The 25,122-nt window shown below is 41.6% G+C and carries 24 protein-coding genes; 20 read left to right on the forward strand and 4 right to left on the reverse strand.

The genetic code is table 11. The features are described from left to right. Both tnpA and BLT_RS0107585 read left to right on the forward strand, forming a co-directional pair. On the forward strand, positions 1 to 350 hold a 350-nt coding region (tnpA, locus tag BLT_RS0107580), incomplete at its 5' end, for an IS200/IS605 family transposase (RefSeq protein WP_017727182.1). A 314-nt stretch (positions 351 to 664) separates the two neighbouring features. After that, a complete protein-coding gene (locus tag BLT_RS0107585; RefSeq protein ID WP_017727183.1) occupies positions 665 to 1,894 on the forward strand; it encodes an MFS transporter in 1,230 nt (409 codons plus the stop codon). A 71-nt stretch (positions 1,895 to 1,965) separates the two neighbouring features. On the opposite strand, the gene BLT_RS0107590 is transcribed toward BLT_RS0107585, so the two are convergent. After that, the gene (locus BLT_RS0107590; protein ID WP_017727184.1) at positions 1,966 to 2,355 is read right to left on the reverse strand and encodes a DUF7147 family protein; all 390 of its coding nucleotides are present in this window, start codon (positions 2,353 to 2,355) and stop codon (positions 1,966 to 1,968) included. A 382-nt stretch (positions 2,356 to 2,737) separates the two neighbouring features. Between BLT_RS0107590 and rsmD the strand changes: the two genes are divergently transcribed. Together rsmD and coaD are read left to right on the forward strand one after the other, a co-directional pair. Next, positions 2,738 to 3,313 carry a 16S rRNA (guanine(966)-N(2))-methyltransferase RsmD gene (gene rsmD, locus BLT_RS0107595; RefSeq protein WP_017727185.1) on the forward strand — a complete coding sequence of 192 codons (576 nt, stop codon included), beginning with the start codon at positions 2,738 to 2,740 and terminating at the stop codon, positions 3,311 to 3,313. Continuing rightward, complete coding sequence (coaD, locus tag BLT_RS0107600) at positions 3,313 to 3,798, forward strand: pantetheine-phosphate adenylyltransferase (protein ID WP_017727186.1); 486 nt, start codon at positions 3,313 to 3,315, stop codon at positions 3,796 to 3,798. Before rsmD ends, coaD begins: the two co-directional genes overlap by 1 nt. 71 nt (positions 3,799 to 3,869) lie before the next feature. Here coaD and ylbJ read toward each other — a convergent pair whose 3' ends face one another. Continuing rightward, positions 3,870 to 5,096 (reverse strand): sporulation integral membrane protein YlbJ, encoded by a 1,227-nt coding sequence (ylbJ, locus tag BLT_RS0107605; protein WP_017727187.1) that lies wholly within the window; start codon positions 5,094 to 5,096, stop codon positions 3,870 to 3,872. 157 nt (positions 5,097 to 5,253) lie between these two features. On the opposite strand from ylbJ, the gene BLT_RS0107610 reads away from it, so the two are divergent. Together BLT_RS0107610 and BLT_RS0107615 are read left to right on the forward strand one after the other, a co-directional pair. Beyond that, positions 5,254 to 6,051, forward strand: coding sequence for a patatin-like phospholipase family protein (locus BLT_RS0107610; RefSeq protein ID WP_017727188.1), 798 nt, complete (start codon positions 5,254 to 5,256; stop codon positions 6,049 to 6,051). Further along, positions 6,041 to 7,096 carry a SepM family pheromone-processing serine protease gene (locus BLT_RS0107615; RefSeq protein WP_017727189.1) on the forward strand — a complete coding sequence of 352 codons (1,056 nt, stop codon included), beginning with the start codon at positions 6,041 to 6,043 and terminating at the stop codon, positions 7,094 to 7,096. The genes BLT_RS0107610 and BLT_RS0107615 overlap by 11 nt, the downstream gene beginning before the upstream one ends. A gap of 346 nt (positions 7,097 to 7,442) precedes the next feature. On the opposite strand, the gene BLT_RS0107620 is transcribed toward BLT_RS0107615, so the two are convergent. Continuing rightward, complete coding sequence (locus BLT_RS0107620; protein ID WP_017727190.1) at positions 7,443 to 8,672, reverse strand: nucleotidyltransferase; 1,230 nt, start codon at positions 8,670 to 8,672, stop codon at positions 7,443 to 7,445. A gap of 348 nt (positions 8,673 to 9,020) precedes the next feature. Between BLT_RS0107620 and BLT_RS0107625 the strand changes: the two genes are divergently transcribed. From BLT_RS0107625 to BLT_RS0107640, 4 genes are all read left to right on the forward strand, one after another. Then, on the forward strand, positions 9,021 to 9,533 hold the full coding sequence (locus BLT_RS0107625; protein ID WP_017727191.1) for a YceD family protein: 513 nt from the start codon (positions 9,021 to 9,023) through the stop codon (positions 9,531 to 9,533). Positions 9,534 to 9,649: 116 nt separating this feature from the next. After that, positions 9,650 to 9,823: a 50S ribosomal protein L32 gene (gene rpmF / locus BLT_RS0107630; RefSeq protein WP_017727192.1), complete on the forward strand. Its 174-nt coding sequence runs from the start codon at positions 9,650 to 9,652 to the stop codon at positions 9,821 to 9,823. 123 nt (positions 9,824 to 9,946) lie between these two features. After that, positions 9,947 to 10,708 carry an enoyl-CoA hydratase/isomerase family protein gene (locus BLT_RS0107635; protein ID WP_017727193.1) on the forward strand — a complete coding sequence of 254 codons (762 nt, stop codon included), beginning with the start codon at positions 9,947 to 9,949 and terminating at the stop codon, positions 10,706 to 10,708. A gap of 235 nt (positions 10,709 to 10,943) precedes the next feature. Further along, on the forward strand, positions 10,944 to 11,576 hold the full coding sequence (locus tag BLT_RS0107640; protein ID WP_017727194.1) for an RsfA family transcriptional regulator: 633 nt from the start codon (positions 10,944 to 10,946) through the stop codon (positions 11,574 to 11,576). A gap of 298 nt (positions 11,577 to 11,874) precedes the next feature. Here the strand turns inward: BLT_RS0107640 and BLT_RS0107645 are convergent, their stop codons facing one another. Then, the gene (locus BLT_RS0107645) at positions 11,875 to 12,369 is read right to left on the reverse strand and encodes an N-acetyltransferase (RefSeq protein ID WP_017727195.1); all 495 of its coding nucleotides are present in this window, start codon (positions 12,367 to 12,369) and stop codon (positions 11,875 to 11,877) included. A 260-nt stretch (positions 12,370 to 12,629) separates the two neighbouring features. Between BLT_RS0107645 and BLT_RS0107650 the strand changes: the two genes are divergently transcribed. The 10 genes from BLT_RS0107650 (at position 12,630) to BLT_RS0107695 (ending at position 25,119) form a co-directional block, all read left to right on the forward strand. Continuing rightward, a complete protein-coding gene (locus BLT_RS0107650) occupies positions 12,630 to 13,538 on the forward strand; it encodes a 2-dehydropantoate 2-reductase (protein ID WP_017727196.1) in 909 nt (302 codons plus the stop codon). Beyond that, positions 13,535 to 13,918, forward strand: a complete 384-nt coding sequence (locus tag BLT_RS0107655; RefSeq protein WP_017727197.1) for a DUF3397 domain-containing protein — start codon at positions 13,535 to 13,537, stop codon at positions 13,916 to 13,918. Before BLT_RS0107650 ends, BLT_RS0107655 begins: the two co-directional genes overlap by 4 nt. Positions 13,919 to 13,997: 79 nt before the next feature. Continuing rightward, positions 13,998 to 15,614 carry a bacillithiol biosynthesis cysteine-adding enzyme BshC gene (bshC, locus tag BLT_RS0107660; protein ID WP_017727198.1) on the forward strand — a complete coding sequence of 539 codons (1,617 nt, stop codon included), beginning with the start codon at positions 13,998 to 14,000 and terminating at the stop codon, positions 15,612 to 15,614. A 153-nt stretch (positions 15,615 to 15,767) separates the two neighbouring features. Beyond that, positions 15,768 to 16,199 carry a division/cell wall cluster transcriptional repressor MraZ gene (gene mraZ / locus BLT_RS0107665; RefSeq protein ID WP_017727199.1) on the forward strand — a complete coding sequence of 144 codons (432 nt, stop codon included), beginning with the start codon at positions 15,768 to 15,770 and terminating at the stop codon, positions 16,197 to 16,199. A gap of 184 nt (positions 16,200 to 16,383) precedes the next feature. After that, a complete protein-coding gene (gene rsmH, locus BLT_RS0107670) occupies positions 16,384 to 17,316 on the forward strand; it encodes a 16S rRNA (cytosine(1402)-N(4))-methyltransferase RsmH (RefSeq protein ID WP_017727200.1) in 933 nt (310 codons plus the stop codon). A gap of 11 nt (positions 17,317 to 17,327) precedes the next feature. Beyond that, positions 17,328 to 17,678 carry a cell division protein FtsL gene (gene ftsL, locus BLT_RS0107675; protein WP_017727201.1) on the forward strand — a complete coding sequence of 117 codons (351 nt, stop codon included), beginning with the start codon at positions 17,328 to 17,330 and terminating at the stop codon, positions 17,676 to 17,678. Between the two features lie 91 nt (positions 17,679 to 17,769). After that, the gene (locus BLT_RS0107680) at positions 17,770 to 19,983 is read left to right on the forward strand and encodes a penicillin-binding protein (protein WP_017727202.1); all 2,214 of its coding nucleotides are present in this window, start codon (positions 17,770 to 17,772) and stop codon (positions 19,981 to 19,983) included. Positions 19,984 to 20,101: 118 nt separating this feature from the next. Then, positions 20,102 to 22,036, forward strand: coding sequence for a stage V sporulation protein D (locus tag BLT_RS0107685; protein ID WP_017727203.1), 1,935 nt, complete (start codon positions 20,102 to 20,104; stop codon positions 22,034 to 22,036). A gap of 258 nt (positions 22,037 to 22,294) precedes the next feature. Further along, a complete protein-coding gene (locus tag BLT_RS0107690) occupies positions 22,295 to 23,752 on the forward strand; it encodes a UDP-N-acetylmuramoyl-L-alanyl-D-glutamate--2,6-diaminopimelate ligase (RefSeq protein WP_017727204.1) in 1,458 nt (485 codons plus the stop codon). Beyond that, positions 23,749 to 25,119 carry a UDP-N-acetylmuramoyl-tripeptide--D-alanyl-D-alanine ligase gene (locus BLT_RS0107695; protein WP_017727205.1) on the forward strand — a complete coding sequence of 457 codons (1,371 nt, stop codon included), beginning with the start codon at positions 23,749 to 23,751 and terminating at the stop codon, positions 25,117 to 25,119. Before BLT_RS0107690 ends, BLT_RS0107695 begins: the two co-directional genes overlap by 4 nt. Positions 25,120 to 25,122: the final 3 nt, after the last annotated feature.

Below are 25,122 nucleotides of genomic sequence, written 5' to 3' on the forward strand. Positions count from 1 at the left end.
ATATAGGTGCTATTCTCAGAAGGTTATGTGAAATGAAAGATGTCGAAATCATTGAAGCACATGCGATGAAGGATCATATTCATATGTTAGTGAAAATCCCACCTAAATTGTCTGTGTCACATTTTATGGGCTATTTAAAAGGAAAAAGTTCGTTAATGATCCACGACCGGCATGCCAATTTAAAGTATAACCATGGGAATCGTACGTTTTGGGCAAAAGGATATTATGTGAGTACTGTAGGATTGAATCAAAAAACGATAGAGAATTATATACGTAATCAGGAAGCGGAGGATCGATTACGCGACCAAATGACGAAGAGAGAGTACGTCGATCCATTTAAAGATAAGTAATAGAAGTGAACGGTTGACGGTCAATTTCGAGTCCCCTTTAGGGGGTTGTCGGTAAAGTGCCCTTATAGGGCGAAATTAAAACCGCCGGTTCTACCGGCGGATATTTACTTTTGATTCATTTGAAGAATGCTGAAAAAGGAACGGACTTCAGGTATAGAATAGGTGAGAAAAAAAGCATGGCTGCATTGTTTTAAATAAGTGGTCTACAGACTTACAATAGGGGGAGATTTGATATTTTTTCCATCATCCGAGCCTATTAGTTGATTGTTTCGGTTAGCGAAATATATAATAGGGGAGAAGGATGTGATACGGATATGGAAAATTGGAGACGGAATTTACGAATTCTCGTCGTCTGCCAGTTTTTAGTTTTGGGTTCAATGACCATGATCATTCCATTTCTGCCTCTTTATTTACAAGAGCTTGGTGTTACGGATCCAAGGCAGCTAAGTCTATGGGCAGGGTTGATTTTTGGGGCGAATTTTCTAACTGCTTTTTTGTTTTCACCTTTTTGGGGGAGACTTGCTGATCATCATGGACGAAAAATGATGATCCTCCGCTCAGGTTTTGGTATGGCGCTTGTCATCAGCTTAACTGGTTTTGCAACAGGTCCTCTCTCCTTATTGCTGTTACGGTTGTTAAACGGAGTCATTTCTGGATTTATTCCTGCATCTATTGGACTTGTCGCAACAAATACTCCTAAGGAAAAGGTTGGTTATGCCCTTGGTATATTACAATCAGGTGCAGTAGCAGGAGGAATATGTGGTCCACTTATAGGGGGCGCTATGGCGCAAGCATTCGGCTTTCGAATGATTTTCTTTGTAACTGGAATGTGTATTCTTGTTGCTGCTTTTGTTGTTTTAAAATTTGTAAAGGAAGACTTTACAGCGGCACCTGAAAAAGAGAAAACAAGTACGAGGCAAGATTTTGCCTTTGTGACATCAAAGAAACCCGTCTTATCTCTTTATGCGGTCATCTTTTTCATTCAGCTTGCGATCATGGGCATTAACCCACTTCTATCTCTCTATGTTGATGAGCTAAGCGGTGGAGTCAATGTAGCCTTTTATGCAGGGCTAGCTATTTCGGTCATGGGCTTTGCGAATATGTTAGCCTCTCCTCAACTAGGAAAGCTTAGCGATAAAAAAGGAGCACATCATGTATTGATCTATAGCTTGCTTGGGCTTGCTATTTTTACGATTCCCCAAGCCTTTGTTCAGGAGCTATGGCAGCTGATTGTTTTACGATTCTTTGTCGGTCTTTGCTTAGGGGGGCTATTACCTGCTGCGAATTCTCTCATTCGTATCCATGCGCCTGAAGGAATGGAGAGTCGAACATACGGGTTCTCCAATAGTGCGATGTATCTTGGGACGATGATTGGGCCAGTGCTCGGTGGCTGGATTGTGGCAAATATGGGAATTCGTGGACTATTCCTTACCTCAAGCGTCGTTCTCCTCCTAAATGTGGCGCTTGTTAAGTTTAAAATTTTACCAATTGCTGAACAACGTTTTAAACGACAGCATCTTCAAGAAAAAGCTGCTTCACACTAAGAGGGAAGCAGCTTTTGTTGTGGATAAGGGGACGGAGCTTGCAGGATGATAAAGCAGGAAGTATGTTGCTTTTAAGACAAAGGAGGAATGTAACGGTTCATGCGAAGGACACCAATTAAATATTGATAATAAAGGGCAGGTTCATTAAAATCATTAGATGATTTAACGACAAGTGTATGAACCTCATGCTTGAGTTCTTTTGCGAAAGAGTCGAACAGTTCATAACGTTGATTGGGTGTCTCATCCGGGTTAGGGATTCCTTCGCGGCAAAGATAGAGAGGCATGAGCTTTCCAGATTCAGCCGGTTTTAAAATGACTGCAAGGGAGGTCATCTTTCGGTTGTTAATCGTTGTATCGAGTCTTAACAGCATATGTAATCGATGTTGGTTCGTTTTTGCTAATTCTAGTAGTTCAAATAGGTCAGAGTATCCTTCACCTAATTCGATAAATCGTTGAATCATTTTAGACGCTCCTTCGTTTATTCTCCGATTAACTGTAGCACTAATTATTTTTCATGTCGAGTAAGGACATATTAAAGTGATGGAAATAAAAAAATCCCCGTAAGGATCGCCCTTACGAGGTGCCCGAAATCATACATTCCGTATGTACGAGGCTATGGGAGAGGAGAAACCGGAGGAAGAACTTATGGGGAAACGTAAGCCTTCTCCGCGGTTATTGCAACATTAATAAAATGTTGCTATCTCTAGTATGACCCTATCGTTATTGTTTATACGTGATTCGTTAAAAATGAAAAGTACGGATTGGAACGATTAAGCTTTTTATTATTTTGTGGTAGGATTAGAAGGAACTTTTGTCATAAGGCTTGGAAAGAAGGGTTGAGCCATGAGAGTGATTTCAGGTGAAAAACGGGGAATTCCGTTAAAAGCAGTTGCTGGTTCGTCAACACGACCAACAACAGATAAGGTTAAGGAAGCGATTTTTAATATCATTGGTCCTTATTTTGATGGAGGATTAGGGTTAGACTTATATGGCGGTAGCGGTGGACTCGGGATTGAAGCACTTAGTCGAGGCGTAGAGAAAGTCATTTTTGTTGATCAAAATCGTAAAGCAGTTGAGACCATTAAGGACAATCTACGTCAATGTCAACTAATGGACCGAGCCGAGGTCTATCGAAATGATGCAAGCCGTGCGCTTAAAGCTCTATTAAAACGCCAGCTTTCGTTCACCCATGTTTTTTTAGATCCTCCGTATGCAAAGCAAAAACTAGCGAGTGAAATTGCGATTTTAGTCAATTTTCGATTAGTAGAACATGGTGGGGTCATTGTTTGTGAGCATGGTACGGATGTGGAATTACCCGAACAAATTGGAGCTGCAACACGTATAAGAAGTGAAACTTATGGAGCAATCAGAATCTCAATTTATCATGTCGTAGATGATTTGAAAGGGGGAGATGTTTAATGGCAGGTATCGCTGTTTGTCCAGGAAGCTTTGATCCTGTAACATATGGCCATCTCGATATTATTACAAGAGGTGCAAATGTGTTTGATAAAGTCATTGTTGCTGTCTTACATAATCGAAACAAACAACCGATGTTTTCTGTTGCAGAACGAATTGAATTACTGAAAGATGTGACGGGGCATCTTCCGAATGTGGAAGTCGACTCTTTTAATGGTCTTTTAATTGATTACGTGAAGCAAAAGCAAGCAAAGACCATCATTCGCGGACTTCGAGCAGTGTCTGATTTTGAATATGAAATGCAAGCGGCTTCAATTAATAAAAAGCTCGGACCAGAGATCGAGACGTTTTTCATGATGACAAACAATCAGTATTCATACTTAAGCTCTAGCATCGTAAAAGAAGTGGCAAAATATGAAGCAGATGTGTCCGATATTGTTCCTGAAACAGTTGAAAAGGCATTGCGAAAAAAGTTTAGTCAAAGCTAATGGTTGTCATAAAAACTAGAAAACACCCTCCTTATCATGACGTTATAAGGAGGGTGTCGCTCATTCGCGCTTCACTTTTTAAGTGTGTGATGTGCTCTTAAGAAAACAAAGAGCAAAACCATGAAAAGTGTAAAATACGATCCGTAGTTCAAAAGGGCATCCCATATGCCGTTAAACCATGGACTTGCTTGATGATGAAAAAAGGTCGGGATCGAATGGATGGAGCTTTCTGTACCTTGCTGAGCTTCATAGAGAGGTTTCCATAAAATAATCGTTAGTCCAGCGGCAAAAAAGCCGTGCATAAGCCGTGCGACAAAAAAAGGCTTGAAGCGTATGTCTGTCTCTGCAAGAATGCTTGCAACTTGTGCTTGAACCGAAAAGCCGCAAAAGGCTAAAAAGAAGCTTGTAACAATGACTTGTTGCAGGAGCGAGGCACTTTCAACCTGGCTTGTCATCTGGGCCCCAAGGGTAATTTCAAATAATCCTGAAAGTAAAGGGGTGCTTAATTCGTTTGGTAATTGAAAAAAAGCGAGTATAATAGAAAAAAAGGCAGCTAAGAGTTCGGTCAGACCAACAAGACTAAGAATTCGATTTAGGACAGAAAATAAAATAATAAAGCCACCGACCATTAGTAATGTTTGGATCGATGAGCGGACAGCATCACCTAACAGTTGACCTAAGGGCCGTCCATCTTTTAGCCGTTCATTGTGCATTAACTGTATGGCTTTCTTAATAGACATTCTTTTTACTGGAGATGGAGGTAAAACGCTCTCCTCCCTCCTACCATGAAAGCGCATCATCAGTCCAACACAGATATTACCGAAGTAATGAGACAAGGCGAGAAGAATTCCTAAAGCCGCATTTTGAAAAAAACCGATGGAAATTGCGCCAAAAATAAACAACGGATTGGATGAATTGGTGAAAGAAACAAGTCGTTCGGCTTCAATTCTAGAGAGCTTTTTTTCTTGACGCATCCTTGCGGTAAGCTTTGCACCAGCTGGATAACCAGAAGCCAGTCCCATTGCCCAAACAAAGCCACCAACCCCCGGGACACGAAACAGTGGACGCATAAGCGGTTCAAGGATCATCCCTAAAAAAGAAACGACACCAAAGCCGATTAGCAGTTCTGAAACAATAAAAAAGGGTAGTAATGAAGGGAAGACAACGTTCCACCACATTTGTAAACCAAGGGTTGAGGCTTCTAATGATTCTTTTGGGAATATCATCAGTGATACAGCTAAAAAAGAAGCAAAGCTGGCAAAAAGTAAGGTTTTCAATATGGGAAAGGGCAAGTGCATAGCTGCCTCCTCTATTCAATGAACATTGAAAGATCTATCGTTATGAATATCGGGTTGTAGAAACCTCGTTCCTCTAAGATAAATATACGTATACGAGCGTTAATTAGACCATAAGATTGAACACAGTACGGCAATTCGTCAGATAGGAGATGATTTTTTGTCTCAACAACCTAAAATTGGTCTTGCGTTAGGTTCTGGCGGCGCAAGAGGATATGCCCATCTTGGTGTGCTTCGAGTGCTAGAATCAGAAGGTATACCGATTGATTACATGGCTGGAAGTAGTATGGGGGCTCTCGTTGCTGCGCTTTACGGGGCCGGTCATTCGGTTCAAAACCTTATCCAATTTACAAAAAAATTTAAGCGGAAATATTATATTGATTTTACAGTTCCGAAAATGGGGTTTGTAGCTGGCAAGCGGGTAAAGGAGTTAATTCGTGCATTAGGAAAAGGGAAGTCCATCGATGAACTACGCCCACCTGTTGCGATTGTTGCAACCGATTTGTTAAAAGGGGAGAGGGTCATCTTTCGAGAAGGGGATCTTGCAACGGCCGTTCGGGCAAGTATCGCCATTCCAGGAGTGTTTGTTCCTGAAAAATGGAATGGGCGCCTACTCGTTGATGGCGGCGTGATTGATCGTGTACCTGTTTCGGTTGTAAAGGAGATGGGTGCCGATCTTACGATTGCGGTTGATGTTTCCTTTTTTCGTGAAGAGCCCATCATAACGACGATTTATGATGTCATGATTCAGAGTATGGATATTATGGCAAGGGAATTGATTCGCAATCAAGAAATAGATTGCTCTGTCATGATACGCCCTATCGTTGAACAATCAAAAACCCTTGATTTCGTTGCCGTGGAGCGTCTGATCGAGCAAGGAGAAGAGGCAGCTTATCAAAAAATTGATATGATTAAACATGAAATTCAGCGTTGGAAGGAGACACACCATGGTGATTGAAAAGAAAAAAAAGTTCCCGAAGCGTTGGCTTGCTCTTATCGTTGCTTTACTCTTTGTCCATTTCTTTCAGCTCCCTTATTATTATTCCGAACCAGGGGATGCCAAAGTACTAGCCGCTGTCATTGATGTGAAGGATGGATATGAGGATCAAGATGATGGAAGCTTTATGCTGACAACGATTAAAATGGGCAAGGCAAATCTCTTCTTTTACATATGGTCTCAATTTAGCGAGTTTCGAGAGCTTTATCCTGAAGAACAAATTCGATATCAAGGTGAATCAGAGGCTGATTACCAGCATCGTCAGCTGATGCTTATGTCAAGCTCCCAAGAAACCGCAGCGATTGTTGCCTATGAGCATGCAGGGAAAGAAGTGGACTACGATTATTTTGGTGTCCTCGTAACCCAGCTTATTGAAGGTATGCCTGCTTCTGAAGTACTAGAACCTGGAGATCATATTGTAGCTGTAGATGGGGAACGTGTCTTAAAAGTGGAAGAGTTTTTTGAAGCGATAGAAGGAAAAGGAGCGGAGGACGAAGTAGTGCTTACGATAAGCCGTGAAGAAGAGACACTTGAGGTCACCGTTGGGTTTGCGCCGTTTCCTAAAGAAATGGGTGTAGACGCTGAACGAGTCGGTCTCGGCATTAGTTACCCAGTCACGGATCGAGAGGTGACGTTTCATCCTGATGTGACTGTAGATACAAGTGAAATCGGCGGACCGTCAGCCGGGCTTATGTTCTCTCTTGAAATCTACAATCAGCTTTTAAAGGAAGACATTACAAAAGGTTATCAGATTGCTGGTACAGGAACAATCGATGATGAAGGACGTGTTGGAAGAATTGGTGGTGCAAAACAAAAGGTAGTTGCTGCGAACAATGCCGGAGCTGACTACTTTTTCGTCCCGAATGAACAAGGGAATCCTGATTCAAATTATCAAGAAGCACTAGCAACAGCAAAGAAGCTGAATATTGATATGGAAATCATCCCAGTTGATACATTTGAGGATGCCATCGCCTTTTTAGAAAGCTTGCCACAAAAAAGTTCATGAGCGGCTCACTCTTCCTACTTGGATGGAAGTGAGTCCGTTAAGTAACGCTGAGCAGCCCTTCAATGAAGGTGGTGTGAGCGGCGGAAGGGCTTCATTGTTTCATCAACTTAAATTGAAGCTTCGTCCCCTTGTCCATAGAAAAAGTTCATAACCGTAAAAAAAGGTGAGTTTCCCTCAAAAATGATGGGGGAACTTACCTTTTTTGCTTTTATATCGTGTAAAAAGAGGACAGAGCATCAGCACAGGGAGAGAAGGAAAAGAAGTGCTTCTCCCGCAGCATTTTCATTGAGTGGCGCACCAAATTCCACTCATGAACCGTTATTCCCCATATGGGAAGAGAGCCCATTCATGATTGTTTCTGTTTAACAAAGATGGGTGGAGTGGAAAACTCCCCATGCTGGAATGTTTGCTGAAGCTGAGCAGGGAGGATCGAATAATAGCTTCGCGCTGCCCTTAAATCCATCTCCATCATTGGATCGTCGGTTGCAACGGGTCTTGTAACAACTGGAGAAGGAAAATGCTTTTTGTTCTTTTTTAAATACTCCCGACCGACCTCTGTCATCCCTAGCAAACGAACGTAGGGGAGCTGAGCCCGTTCATGAATAAAGTTCATGTCGGATTTTTTTGTATTTGTAAGCAGGTGAGTGGCGTAACGTTGCAAACGAACCCATGTATATCGTTTTGTTTTGAGTCGACTCATCCAATCCTGAAAAGAGGTAGCTTGCTGGATCGTTTCATAAAACCTGTTTTCAAGCCCTTCCTCTCCTTCATAAATCGCTTGAAGTTCTATTGGCTTTGAGGTTTGCAAACGATATTTTAACAATGGGAAATAATGCTCCCAACGATGAAGCATGCCAGCTTCTCTCCAATACGCCTGCAGTTCTACAAAAGTGAAATTTGGGACAACGGTCTGGATTGTTGGCAAATCAACGGGATTGGATAGTTTTTTTCGAATGCTTGTGGCACTAGCAATCGTTTTTGTGGCGAACGATTCATCATGGTATTGCGCACTTTTTCGAAGGATGGTGGAGGCATTCATCGAAATGGCTTGATCGCGAATCGCTTTTACATAATGAAAGCCTAAAATATTGTTTGGAGCCGATAGATCAAGCATGTCCTGCGAACCTTGGAGATCGAAAAAGGCTTTCGACGCTGCGGTTGGGTAGCTCATTCCTTCTTTCATGTTTCTTTTAACTTTGATATTCCAACTACTTCGATGCTGTTCCATAAACCTAACAAGCTCCATAAAGGGAGTAATGTCTCCAGCTTCACTTCCGAAACAGACGGAATCTACACCAAGGATGGCTAAAGCCTGAATCGCCCCTTTCGCAAAGAATTCCGCTTTTTGCGTAGAATAGGCATAAGGCAATTCGATAACAAGGTCAGCTCCACCAAGAAGGGCCATTTTCGCACGTTGCCACTTAGGAACAAGCGCTGGTTCTCCCCGCTGCAAAAAGTAGCCGCTCATGACGGCAATGACCACATCTGCTTGCTCCTTATTTCTTGCTTCGTTAAGATGATAAAAGTGTCCGTTATGAAAGGGATTATATTCGACGACGACGCCTACTGATTTCAACCATTATTCCTCCTTTAATATAGAGGTAGCCTTAATTTGTACCGATGAAAGGATCGCTCGCTTTACTCTTGTTATCTGACATGCTACAATGTCCTTTAAATGGAAAATATCAATGGTAAAAGTAGATCTTAACGTAACTACTGAGCACCACTGGATGAAGGTGGTATGAGCTCCGTCCCCTTTTTCGCATAAACATAAAATCGTAACAGAGGACAACGGAGAACGCTCCTTTTTCTTTGTAAATGCTTGTTGTGTCTTCTTAATTATAGACAAGTCTCTGTAAAGAAAAAAGGTTGACAAACAAAAAAGCTAGGTCTATAATTACTCTTGTTGCCTTGAGGTGATCATATGAAATGGACGGTACATCAGCTTCGTGCTGCTAAGCATCGAGGCTTTTCATTTGACGAGGTATTAAACTTAGACAGTTTAAAAGAACAAAACCGTGATATCCGTGCGGTTTCATCTGTACATGTAAAAGGGGAAGCGGTATTTTCTGGTGACATGATCACGTTTCCACTTCATATTAAAGGAAGCTTAACCTTACCATGTTCGCGAACATTAGCGGACGTAAGCTTTCCATTTGATTTACATGTATCAGAGCAGTTCCGAGTCAATGATACAACACCTGTTAGCATGGAGGATGAAGACATCCACCCTGTTGTAGGTGATGTGATTGATTTAACCCCTTATATTAAGGAACGGATTTTGTTAGAAATTCCAATGCAAATTTTTAGTGACGATGATGAAAATGGTCAGGCGCCACCAGAAGGAAAAGGCTGGGAGCTTATTTCGGAAGAAGATAAGCAGGACCGAATCGACCCTCGTTTAGCTGAACTTGCAAAATTTTTTGATAAGAACTGAATGAGTGGGAAAGAAAGAAACTCGAAGGAAGGGTTTTTTGCCCATGACTTCATTTCATATTATCAGCGAACATAAGCTGACCTGATGATTTTAGATCCTGTAAGGAGGTGGGAATGATGGCAGTACCTTTTAGAAGAACATCTAAAACTCGTAAAAATAAGCGTCGTACTCACTATAAGCTAGCTGTGCCTGGTATGGTGAAATGCTCTGAGTGTGGAGAATTAAAATTAGCTCACCGTGTATGTAAAGCGTGTGGCTCATACAAAGGCCAAGACGTGATGAGCAAATAATGCTTTGATATTGGAAAATGAAGAGTCTGCCGAGAAATCGGTAGGCTCTTTGTACGTTAAGAAAGGGATAAAGGTAAAAACAAAGGAAATGTCGTATACGTAATGGAAGAAGGGGGGAGTACGATGACAAACAAAGTACTTGTAAAACAAGAGGGTGAACTTTCTTGGATTCAGCTCAATCGTCCAGAAAAACGTAACGCCATTGATGAAGAGGTTATTTCTGAACTCCTTGTGGCTTTAGAAATAGTGACGAACGATGAAAGTAAGGTTGTTGTTGTTACTGGTTCTGGCAGCGAAGCGTTTTGTTCAGGTGGTGACTTGTCAGTGTTTCATCGATTACGAACAGAGGCACAAGCGAAGGAAATGCTTGAAAAAATGGGGCGTGTCTTACTTGATTTATTTTATTTGCCGAAGCTAACCGTTGCAGCGTTAAATGGCACTGCGGTTGGAGGAGGGGCAGAAATCGCTACGGCTTGTGATTTTCGCCTGGCAGCCTCCCATGCAAAGCTTGGATTTTTACAAGGGGGGCTTGGAATTACAACAGGATGGGGTGGTGCCTCTTTTTTACATGAACGTATTGGCACACCGTTAAGTCAAGAGATGTTGATGAGTGGTCAAATGTACAAAAGTGAAGATGCAAAAGCCAAAGGTTTTTTGCAGGAAATTATTGCTGATGACAAGACCTTTAAAGCAGGTATTGTGGAATGGCTAAAGCCGTATACAAATAAAGACTTAGAAGTATTAAAAGCATACAAACGTCGAAGCTTGGACCGAATTCCGAGAAATTGTATGGAGCGTCGAGTCGCAAACGAAATTGCAGAATGTGCAGTTCTGTGGGAGAGAGAGGAACACCATCAGGCAGTCGATCGTTTTTTGCAAAAATAAATGAAACATGAAAGAAATGAAGTGATCGTGGCCGGTCTTGAAAAAATATAAAGTACATAGGTGAAAAGGGAGAAGCTCCTTTGGATGCTACTGCTTATAACCGCTGCTTCAAAGAGATTCTTAAATGAGTGAATAGAGTTGTTGGAATCAGGATATAATCCTCTACTAGAAGAAAGTCTATCTTATCTAGTATATGCATACGTATTAAAAAGGGACTTAACTGAGGAGGGATGTCATGTCTACGATTCGGCAAGATGCATGGAGTAGTGATGAAGATTTAATTTTAGCAGAGGTGGTTTTACGGCACATTCGAGAGGGGAGCACGCAACTCTCGGCGTTTGAAGAGGTAGGGGAGAGATTGTCTCGTACATCAGCAGCATGTGGGTTTCGCTGGAATTCAACGATTCGGAAAAAATATGAAGCTGCCATTTCCCTTGCAAAAAAGCAACGTAAAAAAGGAGCAAAGCTAATCTCTGAAGAGGAGCCAATCATTTTGAAAGAGGCAGCTGGAGAAAATCCTGTTTTTTTCGAAGCGGAGCCTGAAAAAGTAGAAAAAGAGGAATCGCTGTCTCAAACTGAGCGAGCTTCACAACGAACGCCCCTTACAATGAGTGATGTCATCGCATTTTTAAAAACACAGCAAGAAAAACTTGGGAATGAACGAGAGCAAATAAAAGAAAAAGAGAAGTTAGAACGTGAGAATGACTGGCTAAGAGAGAAGAATCAAACGTTAGAAAAAGAACTGTCCATTTTAAAAGAAGAAAAAGAACTGATTCGTGAGGATTATCAGACATTAATTTCCATTATGGAACGAGCAAGAAAGCTATCGAGTCTTGAGCGTGATAGTGTGAATACAGCAGATGAATAATAGAAACATGTACATCGCATGAATTCGTAACGACCGAACAGCGTTTCATCAAGAGTGGTTGTGTGAAAGGGATTTTTAGCTGTCTTACTTTGTGCTGAAGCTTCGTTTCTCTCTTTTCTAAAGGTGAGAGAGGGTTGTGTGTGAAAAACTAAAAACACTCGCAGACCTGCTATCTTCGCTTATAGATGGAGCGGATATTATGATAAAGGGTGCTCTCTTTTAAGATGATCTGGCGGGAGTTAAGTTTTTCTAAAAAAAAAAGCGAGGTGCCGTGGGAGCCTCGCTTTTTAAAAATTTTTTAATTCGTTTCTTCTGTTAGTGTTTGCTGTTCTCGAACCCCTTCAGGATACCATACAAATGGGTTTTCACCACGATCTCGTTCAGGATCATACGTAACGGCTTCAAAGCCCATCTTCTCCCAAAATTCATTCGAGCGTTGTCTTGCATTCGTTTTAATTGGTAGCTTAAAACCTTTGGCAAAATGAACGAGAGCTCGACCGTAGCCCTTGCCTCGATAGGGTTCCAAAACTTCCAGCTTCCATAATTCTAGGTAATCTTGAGGTGGTTCAAAATAGCGATCAAACTTTCCGTCAATTCGATAGAGGCTCATTCGTGCAACAAGTTTATTACCGTAATAAATGCCGTAAAATGGAGACTCACTATCATTCTCAATGATATTAGCTTGAAGGTCTTCCTTCATTGAAAGCTCCGCTGCTCCGTATTCACGAAAATTACGAAATTCCTCCAATGTTTTATAGTTCACAAGCAAGCGCTTCACTTCAGGTACATCCATTAAGACATCCTCCTTTAGCAACAAATAATCTACATACAATATTCTTATTTTACTATAAAATAAAGAAAAGGCGGATAGAAATCTTTATTTTTACAACGAATTTTAAAAAAGTTTGATTATTCGAACGATTAAATACTACTTAGAGTAACGTTACAATTATGTTACAATTTGCATAAGCAAAACGTCATCCAAGAAATCATTCACTCATCAAGGAATCTTTTTTAGGATGCTGATTTTGTTTAGAATGGATGTGACAAGCAATGAGTTTAGCCGTCATTGGAGCAGGAGCCATTGGGTTATTAATGACAGCATACTTAACCAAAGCAGGTGTACAAACGATGGTCGTTACCCATCGAAGCGAGCAAGCAAAGAAATTAAATGAGAGCGGGTTGACCATCGTATTTAATGATGGATCGAGCGAGAAGGTTGCTGTTCAAGCGATTCCTTTTGCCTCTTTTGATCCGAATGAAGCTGAGGCCTGCATAATCACCGTGAAATCATACCAATTAGAGGCTGTGATGAAACTTCTACATAAACGGAAGGCAAAATGGGAAGAACTTGTTTTTTTTCAAAATGGAATGGGTCATCTTTCGATCATGAGTAATGCGCCAAGCAAAATCGTAAGTTGTGGAATGGTAGAGCATGGGGCAAGGCGTGACGGGGACGCGAAGGTTCGACATACAGGGTTAGGGACCATTCGACTTGGTCTTGTAAAGGGAGATTGCTCTAGTCTGCAAGCAGAGTGGGCGAGTCTTGAACAAATTGGGTTTTCGCTGACACCTACGAGTGAATGGCGGAAAGTAATGGAAGCGAAGCTCATTGCAAATGCGGCGATTAATCCCCTAACAGCGATGTATCAAATTAGAAATGGACGGCTGATTGAAAATGAACATTTCAAAGAGTGTTTAACGATGCTTGTGAAGGAAGCCTCCCTAGCTCTAGGACGAAAAGATATAGATGACATGCTAAAAAACGCAAAACAGATTTGTGAACAAACGGCGTCTAATTCGTCTTCGATGAGAGAAGATGTACGAAATGGACGAAAAACTGAAATTGATAGCATTAGTGGTTTTATTTTAAAGGAGGCAGAAAAAAGAGGTTTGATGCTTCCTTATACAAGGTTTGTATACAAAAGCATATGCGGGCTCGAAGGGGAGGGAATAACTTGACTCATGCAATTGCTTGGTTTGTGGCGACGCTAGTAACGATCCCGTTACTGGGGTGGTACCTTGTCTATATTATTACTGTGAAAATCTCTCGTAACAAACGGAAGGCTGTTCGTCTTGCTGCTGATAGCACAACCCTTCTTTTTATGGTTGCTGTATATTTTCTCATGCAGGAAATTTGGTCCAAATCCTTTCTGTGGATGATTTTAACGATCTTTTTTTTGGTAGCGATCCTTTTTACATGGCTTCATTGGAAGGTTGCAAACGATATCTACGTACGTAAATTATTTCGAGGTATTTGGCGCGTGAATTTCTTATTATTCTTTTTTTTACATATTATTTTAAGTGGGTATGGTCTATTTGCGCGAATCCTCGCTTTATGATAACAGGCAACTTATTTGGAGGACTTAACGGAGTTTGCTATAATTCAATGCGTATCCTCGGAAGAAAGGGCGTCTAACCATGAATGTGAAGGAACTTTTCCTTTTACCTAAATCCACGGTTAACCGTGATTATGTAAATCAAGAGCAAAAATTGCTCTCTTTTTTTGATTATAACTATAAGGATGCTTCAGCCTATTCTAACCGCTTAATGGAACTGTCCAATCAAACGTTTCAGAGAAAAGCGTTGATGGAAGCGTTGACAATGTATCAGCAACGTTTTACATACAAAGAACAAGCTTTACAACAAATTGAGAAGTTGAAGGATGAGAGAAGCGTTATGGTCGTCGGAGGTCAGCAAGCTGGTCTTCTAACAGGACCCCTCTATACCGTTTATAAAGCCGTTTCGGTCATTTTGCTAGCAAGAGAACAAGAAAAGAAGCTGGGTGTACCAGTTATTCCGCTTTTTTGGATTGCTGGAGAAGACCATGACTTGGATGAAATTAATTTTGTATCGATTGAAAAAGAAGGGCGCTGGGTTTCCCATCGACTTTACCAGGATGAGAGAAAAGCCGCTACAGATGTCGCGTTAAAAAAAGAGGAATTGCAGAATTGGATTGATGATGTTTTTTCTTCCTTACCTGAAACGGAGCATACTCAACATTTGCTTCATGGTGTATTAGCCTGTATGGAACGCTCAAATACGTATGTTGATTTTTTTGGGGAAATCATCAGCTGGCTGTTTAAGGATGAAGGGCTTGTCTTACTTGATTCAGGAGACCCGCTTTTCCGGCAACTGGAGGGGCATTATTTTGCACGAATGATAAGTGAAGTTGAAGACATTCAACGTTTGTTTATGGACGGTGCAAAAGCATTCGAGGTAGCTGGATACGGTCGCCCCATTGAAACAGAGGAGTCAAATGCACATTTGTTTTACGTGGATGGAGAAATCCGTAGAAGGATCGATTTTGAAAATGGACGGTTTACACTCAGAGGAACAGACAAAACATTAACAAAAGAACAATTAATAAAGTTGGCGGAGCAGCACCCAGAACGTTTTAGCAATAATGTTGTTACAAGACCCTTAATGCAAGAATTTTTGTTACCTGTTCTAGCCTTTGTTGCTGGACCAGGGGAGCTAGCCTACTGGGCAACATTAAAAGGAGTGTTTCATCATTTTGGGTTAAGTGTGCCGCCAGTCATTTTACGAATGTCAGTTACTTTTGTTCCGAGAGATGTTCAAAAATGGGTAGAAGAAAACAACTATAGTTATGAAGAAATCATTACAAACGGAACGAATGAATTACGAGAAGCTTGGTATCAAAAGCAGAAAACTTGGCCAATTGGGGATGTGACAAAGGACGTCATTCAAAAAATGCGCGAGGTCCATCGTCCTTTAAGAGAGCTGGCTGAGGAAATTGATCCGACGATGACCAAACTAGCTGAAAAAAATGCATTCATTATTGAAGAGCAAATTGCTTTTTTGGAGCGCCGTTTGGAGAGGCAAGTTCGAAGCAAATATGACAACGAACTTCGGAAATTTGACTATGCAAACCATTGGTTGCGACCTCAAGGTCAGCCACAGGAACGATTTCATCATGTCATGATTTTATTAAATTTAACAGGTGATGACTTTTTTACTAGGATTTTAGACTCAGAAATTAAGCGCGTTGATGCGAAATATTTGATTAAATTGTAAATGAATGACGATCTTGACAGTCGAAAGTCAGACGACCAAAACCCTGCATTTTAGCAGGGTTTTTTCTTTTGAAAAAGAAGCAGAAATTGTTGTGGTACAAAGTGGAGGGATGTGGTAGATTAAAGTTAGAAAGTGGGGGGGAGTTGGAAATCGATGTTCATGGGAGAATATCGTCACAATGTTGATGAGAAAGGAAGAATGATAATTCCCGCAAAGTTTCGAGATGAACTTGGGACTTCCTTTGTTTTGACCCGTGGGCTTGATCGATGCCTCTTTGTCTATCCACTTAATGAATGGAAAAAACTTGAAGAGAAACTAAAAACGTTACCTTTTACAAAAAAAGACGCTCGTGCGTTTACTCGCTTCTTTTTTTCAGGGGCCACTGAATGTGAGCTTGATAAGCAGGGAAGAGTAAATATTGCCTCTCCTTTACGTGAATACGCACAGCTTGAAAAAGAATGTGTCATTATTGGCGTATCAAATCGAGCAGAAATTTGGAGTAAGGCGATATGGGAAGAATATTTTGCTTCTTCGGAGGAATCATTTAGTGAGATTGCTGAAAATATCGTAGATTTTGAGCTGTAAAGCAGGCTCAGGCGGTAACAAAAGGCGTATTTCTACGAAAGCTCAACCCATTTGCTTGATAGGTTTTTAAGTACACTTGGGCATGTGAACAGAAACTGTCATACTCATCTTTCACGAGCGTTTTGTACAACCTTTTAGAGAATAAGCAGCAACATTCGTTGTGTTTTAAGGAGTCGGTGAAAACATGTTTGAACATGTGACAGTTTTGAGGGAAGAATCCGTTAAAGGATTGAATATAAAACCAGATGGAATCTACGTCGATTGTACGTTAGGTGGAGCTGGTCATTCGGAGCTGATCCTTAAACAATTGTCAGAGCGCGGTCATTTGTATGCGTTTGACCAAGACGACGTTGCTCTTTCACATGCGAGAGAAAAGCTGTCTCCTTACGAGGGGAAGTTCACACTGATTCGAAGCAATTTTCGTTATCTGAAACGGGAATTAGCAAAACATGGCGTAGAAAAAGCAGATGGCATTCTATTTGACTTAGGTGTTTCTTCTCCACAATTAGATGAGGCAGAGCGAGGTTTTAGCTATCATCAAGATGCCCCTCTAGATATGCGAATGGACCAAACGTCAATGCTTACCGCTCATCAAATTGTTAATGAGTGGGAGTTTCACCGATTGGTTTCAATCATATCTAAATATGGCGAAGAGCGTTTTGCAAAGCAAATTGCTAGAAAGATTGAACAGCACAGGGAAAAGCAACGAATTGAAACGACAGGTCAATTAGTTGATATTATCAAGGAGGCGATTCCTGCTCCAGCAAGACGGGCAGGGGGGCATCCTGCAAAACGAACCTTTCAAGCAATTCGTATCGCTGTGAATGACGAGTTAGGTGCTTTTGAAGAAGCGCTAGAAGCTGCCATTGACATTTCGGCTTCAAAAGCGCGCATTTGTGTGATTACCTTCCACTCATTGGAAGATCGTATTTGTAAGGATATTTTTAAAAAGGCAAGTAAGGGACCTGATTTACCACATGGTTTACCCGTTATTCCAGAAGGCTATGAGCCTGAGTTAGTCCTTGTAACAAAAAAGCCCATTCTGCCATCAGATAAAGAATTAAGTGAAAATAATCGAGCGCGTTCGGCAAAACTTCGAATTGCAGAGAAAAGATAAGGAGGTTTACAATGAATGTAGCACGTCAAATAGGGCAAGAGCAGGAAGCGAAACAGGTAAGACGTAAATCGGTTCGCCATATTAGGAAAAGCATTACAAGAGGTGAGCAGTTGATCATTGGTTCAATGATTGTTGCAGCATTTTTCATTTTCGGGTTAATCATTCATAATTACGCGTCCATTTATACTGTCAATAATGACATTCATCAGCTTGAATCATCCATTGCTCAACAAACGCAAGTAAACGATGGCCTTTCTCTACAAGTTGTGGAATTAAGTCGACCTGAACGGATTTTACATATTGCAACTGAAAAGCTTGGTATGACCTTAGACGATGAGAAGGTAAAAGTCATTCAAAACTAGTTCATAACAGAGCTAGTTTTTTCCCTTTTTACACAATACTATCTATGAAAAATAGAATAAATGCTCTTGAACATAGGAGGTGTGAAAAACAATGGAGATAAAACGAGCGACAACGAACAAGCGGGCTGTATGGCTGCTAGTTATTTTTTTATTCTTGTTTTCTGTTCTGTTAGGAAGAATTGTGTTTATTCAAGTCACAAAAGAGTTAGATGGTTTTAGTTTACAAGCAATGGCTGAAGAGAGATGGTCAAAAACGCAAGTGATTGATGGAAAACGGGGAACCATCTATGATCGAAACGGTGGAGCTCTAGCTCAAGAAATTACTTCATATACAGCCTATGCGATTCTCGATGAAGACTATCCTGGGCATGTGACAGATCCGAGGGGGACTGCTGAAGCCCTTGCCGATAAAATTTTTATGCCTGTTGAACGTCTAGAAGCGTTGCTGTCATCAGATCGCTTTCAAGTGGAGCTTGGTGCCGGGGCGAAAAATATGAGTCATGAACAAATGACAGCAATTAAAGAACTAGATTTAGAAGGGATTTACTTTCGTCAAGAGCCAAGGCGCTATTACCCGAAACATACATATGCTTCCCACGTCATTGGTTACACCGAAAAGGATATGGAAACGTCAAGAATGGGGTTGGAATTACGTCTTGATGAGTGGTTAAGAGCGGAGGATGGCCTCATCTCCTATCAAACAGACAGAAGAGGAACACCACTGCCAGATCCAAGTGAACAAGTGACGCCGGCAAAGAATGGAAAAGACGTCTATTTAACCCTTGACTCGAACATTCAAACGGCTCTAGAGCAAGTGATGTCTAAGGTAGAAGATGAATATACTCCCGAAAAAATAATTGCCATTGTTGCTGATCCAAAAACAGGTCAAATATTAGCAATGAGCAATCGGCCAAGCTTCAATCCAAATGAGTATGAAAACATTACGAACTACTTAAATTATGCCGTCTCGGAGCGGTTCGAGCCTGGTTCAACAATGAAGGTATTTACGTTGGCTGCGGCGATTGAAGAAGGTCGGTTCAATGCAAACGAGCAATTTCAATCTGGCCAATATGTCATCCCGAATGATCCTCGTCCAATTCGTGACCATAACCAAGGTCGTGGATGGGGAACGATTTCTTATCTTGAAGGGGTACAGCGTTCCTCCAATGTTGCTTTTTCGAAAATCGCCATAGAGCAGCTTGGAAGGGATAAAGTGTATGAGTATTTGGATAAGTTTGGGTTTTATACTACAACAGGCATTGATTTACCAAACGAAGCAACAAGCTTGATAAATAATACCTCCTTGCGTGATGCTGCTGCCACAGCATTTGGACAAGGGACGGCCGTTACGCCGATTCAACAAATCCAAGCAGCAACAGCGATTGCTAATGATGGAAAGATGATGAAGCCATATGTCATTGATCGAATTGTTAATTCGGAAACAGGAGAGGTTGTTGAAGCGCATGAACCAGAGGTTGCTGGCGAGCCAATTTCAAAAGAAACAGCAAAGGAGGTTCGGGATATTCTTGAAACGGTCGTAACGTCTTCAGCTGGAACAGGGCGCTCGTTTTATTTAGAAGGATTTGATGTAGCAGGGAAAACGGGTACCGCACAAATTCCGAAACCAACAGGGGGCTATATTTACGGGCATGGTCAAAACATCTTCTCATTTCTTGGCATGGCACCGAAGGAAGACCCTCGTCTCGTTGTCTATGTTGCGGTTGACCGGCCATCTCTTGAAGCTCACGAATCAGGATCAGAGCCTGTGGCAATGATCTTTAATCATATTATGAAGCACAGTCTCCAGTATTTAAATATTACGCCAAGCTATGAAGAGATCACAAAAACGATCGAAGAGGGATTTACTGTATCAGATTATGAAGGAGAGGTAGTCGATGATGTTCAGGCTGAATTGGAGGAGGCTGGAATGGACGTCTATATTTTAGGAAATGGGGAAACCGTAGAAGCGCAGCAGCCACTTCCAGGCACAGGACTTTTGCCAGGGGAGAAGGTGATGCTGCGGACAACGGATAATCAATTTGCGATGCCGAATATAGTCGGGTGGTCGATGCGAGATGTTCATAAGCTTTCTACCGTTCTTGAATTAAATGCTAATCTGTTTGGTCATGGCTTTGTCTCCACACAAAGTGTAAGTGAAGGAACGCCAATTCAAATTGGCGAGCATCTTGTGGTTGAACTCTTAACTCCTTCTGAGGCTTTAGAGGCGGAAGAAATGGCTGAAACAGACGGGAATGAGGAGACGGAAGAATCCGCTGAGAACGATGCTCAGTTAAGTAATGAATGACGGACAGGAAAAGGACACGCTGTTCTAATTGTCTATGCTTTTGAATACAGTAAAGCAAGGGGCTGACCCTAATGAGGGGTTGGCCTTCTGATTCGAAGGACATGGGAGGTACAATCGCGTGCGTGTTTCAAATGTTACCGTCCGTAAACGTCTCGTTTTCGTCATGTTTGTCGGCTTAGCTGTGTTTTTTATCATCGCTCTTAGGCTTGGCTATGTCCAATTTGCCCTCGGTGGATGGTTAACTGAGCGAGCAGAGGATTCATGGAGCCGTGATATCCCGTTTGAAGCGAAGCGAGGAGAAATTACGGACCGAAATGATGTTGTTCTAGCAACAAATGTGAGTGCTCCTTCGATATTAGTCGTTCCGAGACAAGTGCAGAATCCAGTGGAAACGGCTGAAAAATTAGCTGCCGCTTTGAATATGGACAGGCAAAAAGCCTATGATTTTGTGACAAAATCCGAACACATTGTTCGGATAAATCCTGAAGGGCGAAAAATTACCAAGGAAAAAGCAAGTGAGGTCCGTGCCTTACGCCTTCCAGGAGTGTATATTGCTGAAGATAGTAAGCGTCATTATCCCTTTGGAAGCTATTTATCTCATGTATTAGGCTTTGCCGGAATTGATAATCAGGGATTAACGGGCCTTGAGCTGTATTATGATGAGCAATTAAGTGGAACGAAGGGACATGTTTCCTTTTTCTCTGATGCAAAAGGAAAGCGAATGCCGAATTTAGCAGACGAGTATACGTCCCCTGTCAACGGATTAAATCTACGCCTCACCATAGACAGTCATGTCCAAACGATCATTGAGCGAGAGCTAGACATTGCCGAGGCTACCTACAATCCAGATGGAGCCATTGCCATTGCTATGAATCCAAATACAGGTGAAATTTTAGGGATGAGTAGTCGTCCCCATTATAATCCAGAAAATTTCCGAGATGTACCAGCTGAAATTTACAATCAAAATAAGCCGATTTGGATGCAGTATGAGCCTGGGTCCACGTTTAAAATTATTACCCTTGCTGCTGCTTTAGAAGAAGGAGAAGTGAACTTAGAAAGGGATACGTTTACGGATCCTGGTTACATTGAAGTGTCTGGTCACCGGCTGCGCTGTTGGAAAAAAGGAGGCCATGGTCATCAAACCTTTTTAGAAGTTGTGCAAAATTCGTGTAACCCTGGCTTTGTCGTATTAGGGGAACGTTTAGGAAAAGACCGGCTATTTGATTACATTCAAAACTTTGGCTTCGGGGAAAAGACGGGGATTGACCTTCAAGGAGAGGCAAAGGGGATTATTTTTAATCGTGAACGAGTTGGCCCCTTAGAGCTTGCGACAACTGCTTTCGGTCAAGGTGTTGCTGTCACGCCGCTTCAACAGGTAGCAGCTGTTTCGGCAGCGATTAATGGAGGGTATTTGTACCAGCCTTTTGTTGCAAAGGAATGGGTTGATCCATTAACAGGAGAAGTGGTGGACCGACAAGCACCGATCATGAAGCGACAAGTGATCTCAGAGGAGTCATCAAAAAAAGTGCGGCACGCATTAGAGAGTGTGGTTGCAAAAGGCACTGGAAGAGGTGCGTTTGTTGATGGCTATCGCGTGGGTGGAAAAACAGGAACGGCGCAAAAAGCGAAAGATGGTCGTTATCTTGAAAACAATCATATTGTTTCCTTTATCGGATTTGCTCCTGCCGATGACCCGCAAATCGTTGTCTATGTTGCAGTTGATAATCCAAAGGATACATTACAATTTGGAGGAATTGTGGCAGCGCCAATTGTTGGAAATATTATCGGTGATAGCTTGCGCGCTCTTGGGGTAGAAAAAAGAAGCGAACAAATTGAAAAAGAACTAGCATGGAATGACGAGAGGCTAGTAGTGGTTCCTGATTTAATTGGGCGGACGAGACGAGAAATTCATGAATCGTATTATGATTTATCCGTTGATGCTGACGGTAATGGGGAAAAAGTCGTTGCTCAATCCCCAGAGCCAGGAATAAAAGTTGCAGTTGGTTCAACAATCCGTCTTTATATGGGTGACAAATCGCAAATATCCGACTAGAATAAGTCTGTGTGTCTAAAAAGGGGAATCAATCCCCTTTTTTTAAAAGAAGAGCGATGAACACATTTTTGAGCTGTTTACCTACAGATAGGTTTGGCTCATATTCGCTTCCTTCCATCGAAAGTAAAGGGTTGATTTTTTCTTCAGATAAATAAATGCGGTTTTAATATTTAAAATTAATTTATCCTAATAAGAGTAGTAAAATGAGATAATCATCCAATACTGAATGGAAAAGCTTGATTGAGAGGTTGTAAGAAGATGAATTTAAAAACGTTAATTGAACCGTTAGTTGTCTATCAATTGTCTAATGAAGGGGACCCTCTGATTCAATCCCTTGAAATGGATTCTCGTCAAATCAGGGAAGGCAGCTTGTTTTTTTGTATTAAAGGTTATACGGTTGATGGTCATGATTTTGCAAAACAGGCTGTTGCCCACGGCGCTGTTGCCATTGTAGCAGAGCGTGATCTGGGCCTAGAGGTACCTACTGTGATCGTCGGTGATCCAAAACGTGTCATGGCTCAATTAGCTAGCCGTTTTTATGGTGAGCCTTCAAAAGCGTTCCGTCTTATTGGTGTTACTGGAACAAATGGGAAAACGACGATCACTCACCTCCTTGAGAAAATGATGCAAGATGCTGGTCAGCAAACAGGATTAATTGGGACGATGTACACAAAAGTCAAAGATAAGACGTATGAAACGAAAAACACGACACCGGAGTCTTTGCAGCTTCAAAAGCGCTTTTTTGAAATGAAAGAAGCTGGTGTTGATACAGCAGTGATGGAGGTCTCATCCCATGCTCTGTATGATGGTCGCGTTCGTGGCTGTGATTTTGATGTGGCCATTTTTACGAATTTAACTCCAGACCATTTAGATTACCATAAAACGATGGAAGAATATAAATATGCAAAAGGTCTTCTCTTTGCCCAATTAGGAAATACATATAATGGAAAGATTGCGATTCTTAATCAAGATGATCCTGCGTCCTTGACGTATGATAAAATGACGACGGCACAAGTTGTCACGTATGGGTTAACAGATCGTGCTGATGTGTATGCAAAAGACGTGAAAATCGCTGCTTCTAAAACGACCTTCACCCTTGTTGCCTTTCAAGAAGAAATTCCTATTTCCTTGCAATTAATCGGCATGTTTAGTGTTTATAACGCATTAGCGGCAGCGGCAGCAGCCCTTGTGAGTGGCGTGTCCCTACAACAAGTGAAAAAAAGCCTAGAAGCTGTAAAAGGAGTAGCTGGTCGCTTTGAGACGGTCAATGCAAATCAACCATTCACCGTTATCGTAGATTACGCTCATACCCCAGACAGCTTAGAAAATGTGTTGAAAACAGTGAATGAGCTGGCAAAAGGAAAGGTATGTGTCGTTGTAGGCTGCGGTGGAGACCGTGATCGAACGAAAAGGCCAGTAATGGCAAAAATCGCCTGTCAATTAGCGGATTATGCCATTTTTACATCAGATAATCCTAGAAGTGAGGATCCTTCACAAATTCTTTCAGATATGAAAAAAGGGATTGAAGGAGATAATTATGTGATCATTGAGGATCGAAAGCAAGCCATTTATCACGCGATCCAAGAGGCAAAAGAAGAAGATGTTATTGTTATTGCTGGTAAGGGTCATGAGACCTATCAAATATTAAAAGATCGAACCATCGATTTTGACGACCGTGCTGTTGCACGGCAAGCGATTGAGGAGCGAGGAATATGACGGTTACATCGGAACTCTTAAAAAAAATTAGTGAGCCGTATCATGATGAAACCATTCAAGCTTATACAGGTGTCTCTACTGATACAAGAACGATCAAAGCAGGGATGTTGTTTGTACCGCTTGTTGGTGAACGTTTTGACGGACATGAATACATTTTGCAAGCAATTGAAAAAGGTGCGGCTGCTACGCTTTGGGATAAAAATAAACCGATTCCAGAATTGGCTACAGAAAAGATTTCGTTTTTTTTCGTTGAAGATACACTTGAAGCGCTGCAAGAACTGGCAACCGTGTATTTAAATACAATTGCCCCGAAAGTGATTGCCGTTACAGGAAGCAATGGGAAGACAACGACGAAGGATTTGCTGTACAGTGTACTCTCGCCTGTTTTCAAAACGTTTAAAACACAAGGTAATTTTAATAATCATATTGGTCTCCCTTTAACCGTTTTAGCGATGCCAGAAGACTGTGAAGTATTAATCTTGGAAATGGGCATGAGTGGGTTTGGAGAAATTAAGCGATTAAGCGAGATTGCGACACCAGATGTTGCAATTGTAACGAATATAGGAGAATCCCACTTGGAGCAGCTTGGTAGTCGGGAAGGGATTGCCAAAGCAAAAATGGAGATTATAGCGGGTTTGAAAGAAAATGGACTGATCATTCTAGATGGTGACGAACCTTTACTCGCGTCTTACAAAGGAAAGGATGTTCAACGTGTTGGGTTCGGAGCAGCAAATCATATCCAGATAAAAGACATTGTTTCAACTGTTAGTGGGTATCAATTTAGCCTTTCTACAAAGCAAGAAATTTTCACGGTGCCTCTTCTCGGTGAGCATAATGTAAAAAATGCTGCGTATGCGCTGGCGGTTGCTTTTTATTTAGGCCTTGACATGTCTGATGCGAAAAAGGGGTTAGAAAAGACTCGGCTTTCTGCTATGCGCCTTGAACAGCTCAAGGGATCTTGTGGTGAACTTATTTTAAATGATGCATACAATGCGAGTCCAACATCTATGAAGGCGGCTGTACAAGCATTGAAGTCAATACCGGGCTTCGAAAAACGAATTGCGGTCCTTGGTGACATGTATGAATTAGGTGAAGAGGAGGAGGCGATGCATCGCTCGGTGGCGGAAGTCATTGCATCACCTGTTACGCACTTGTATACCGTTGGTGAAAAAGGGTTTTGGATTGCTGATGAAGCCATAAAGCAAGGGGATTTCTTAGGGGAAATCCGATCTTTTTCTGAAAAAGATGAGCTTTTACCTGTTTTAAAAGCACAAGTCGACGTAAACACGGTTGTCTTATTTAAAGCTTCAAGAGGAATGTCACTTGAAACATGCATTCATTCACTGACCAGAAAGGAGGGGGAGTGATTC

The organism is Halalkalibacterium ligniniphilum, assembly GCF_000334155.1.
In the GTDB taxonomy this organism is placed as follows: domain Bacteria; phylum Bacillota; class Bacilli; order Bacillales; family Bacillaceae_D; genus Halalkalibacterium; species Halalkalibacterium ligniniphilum.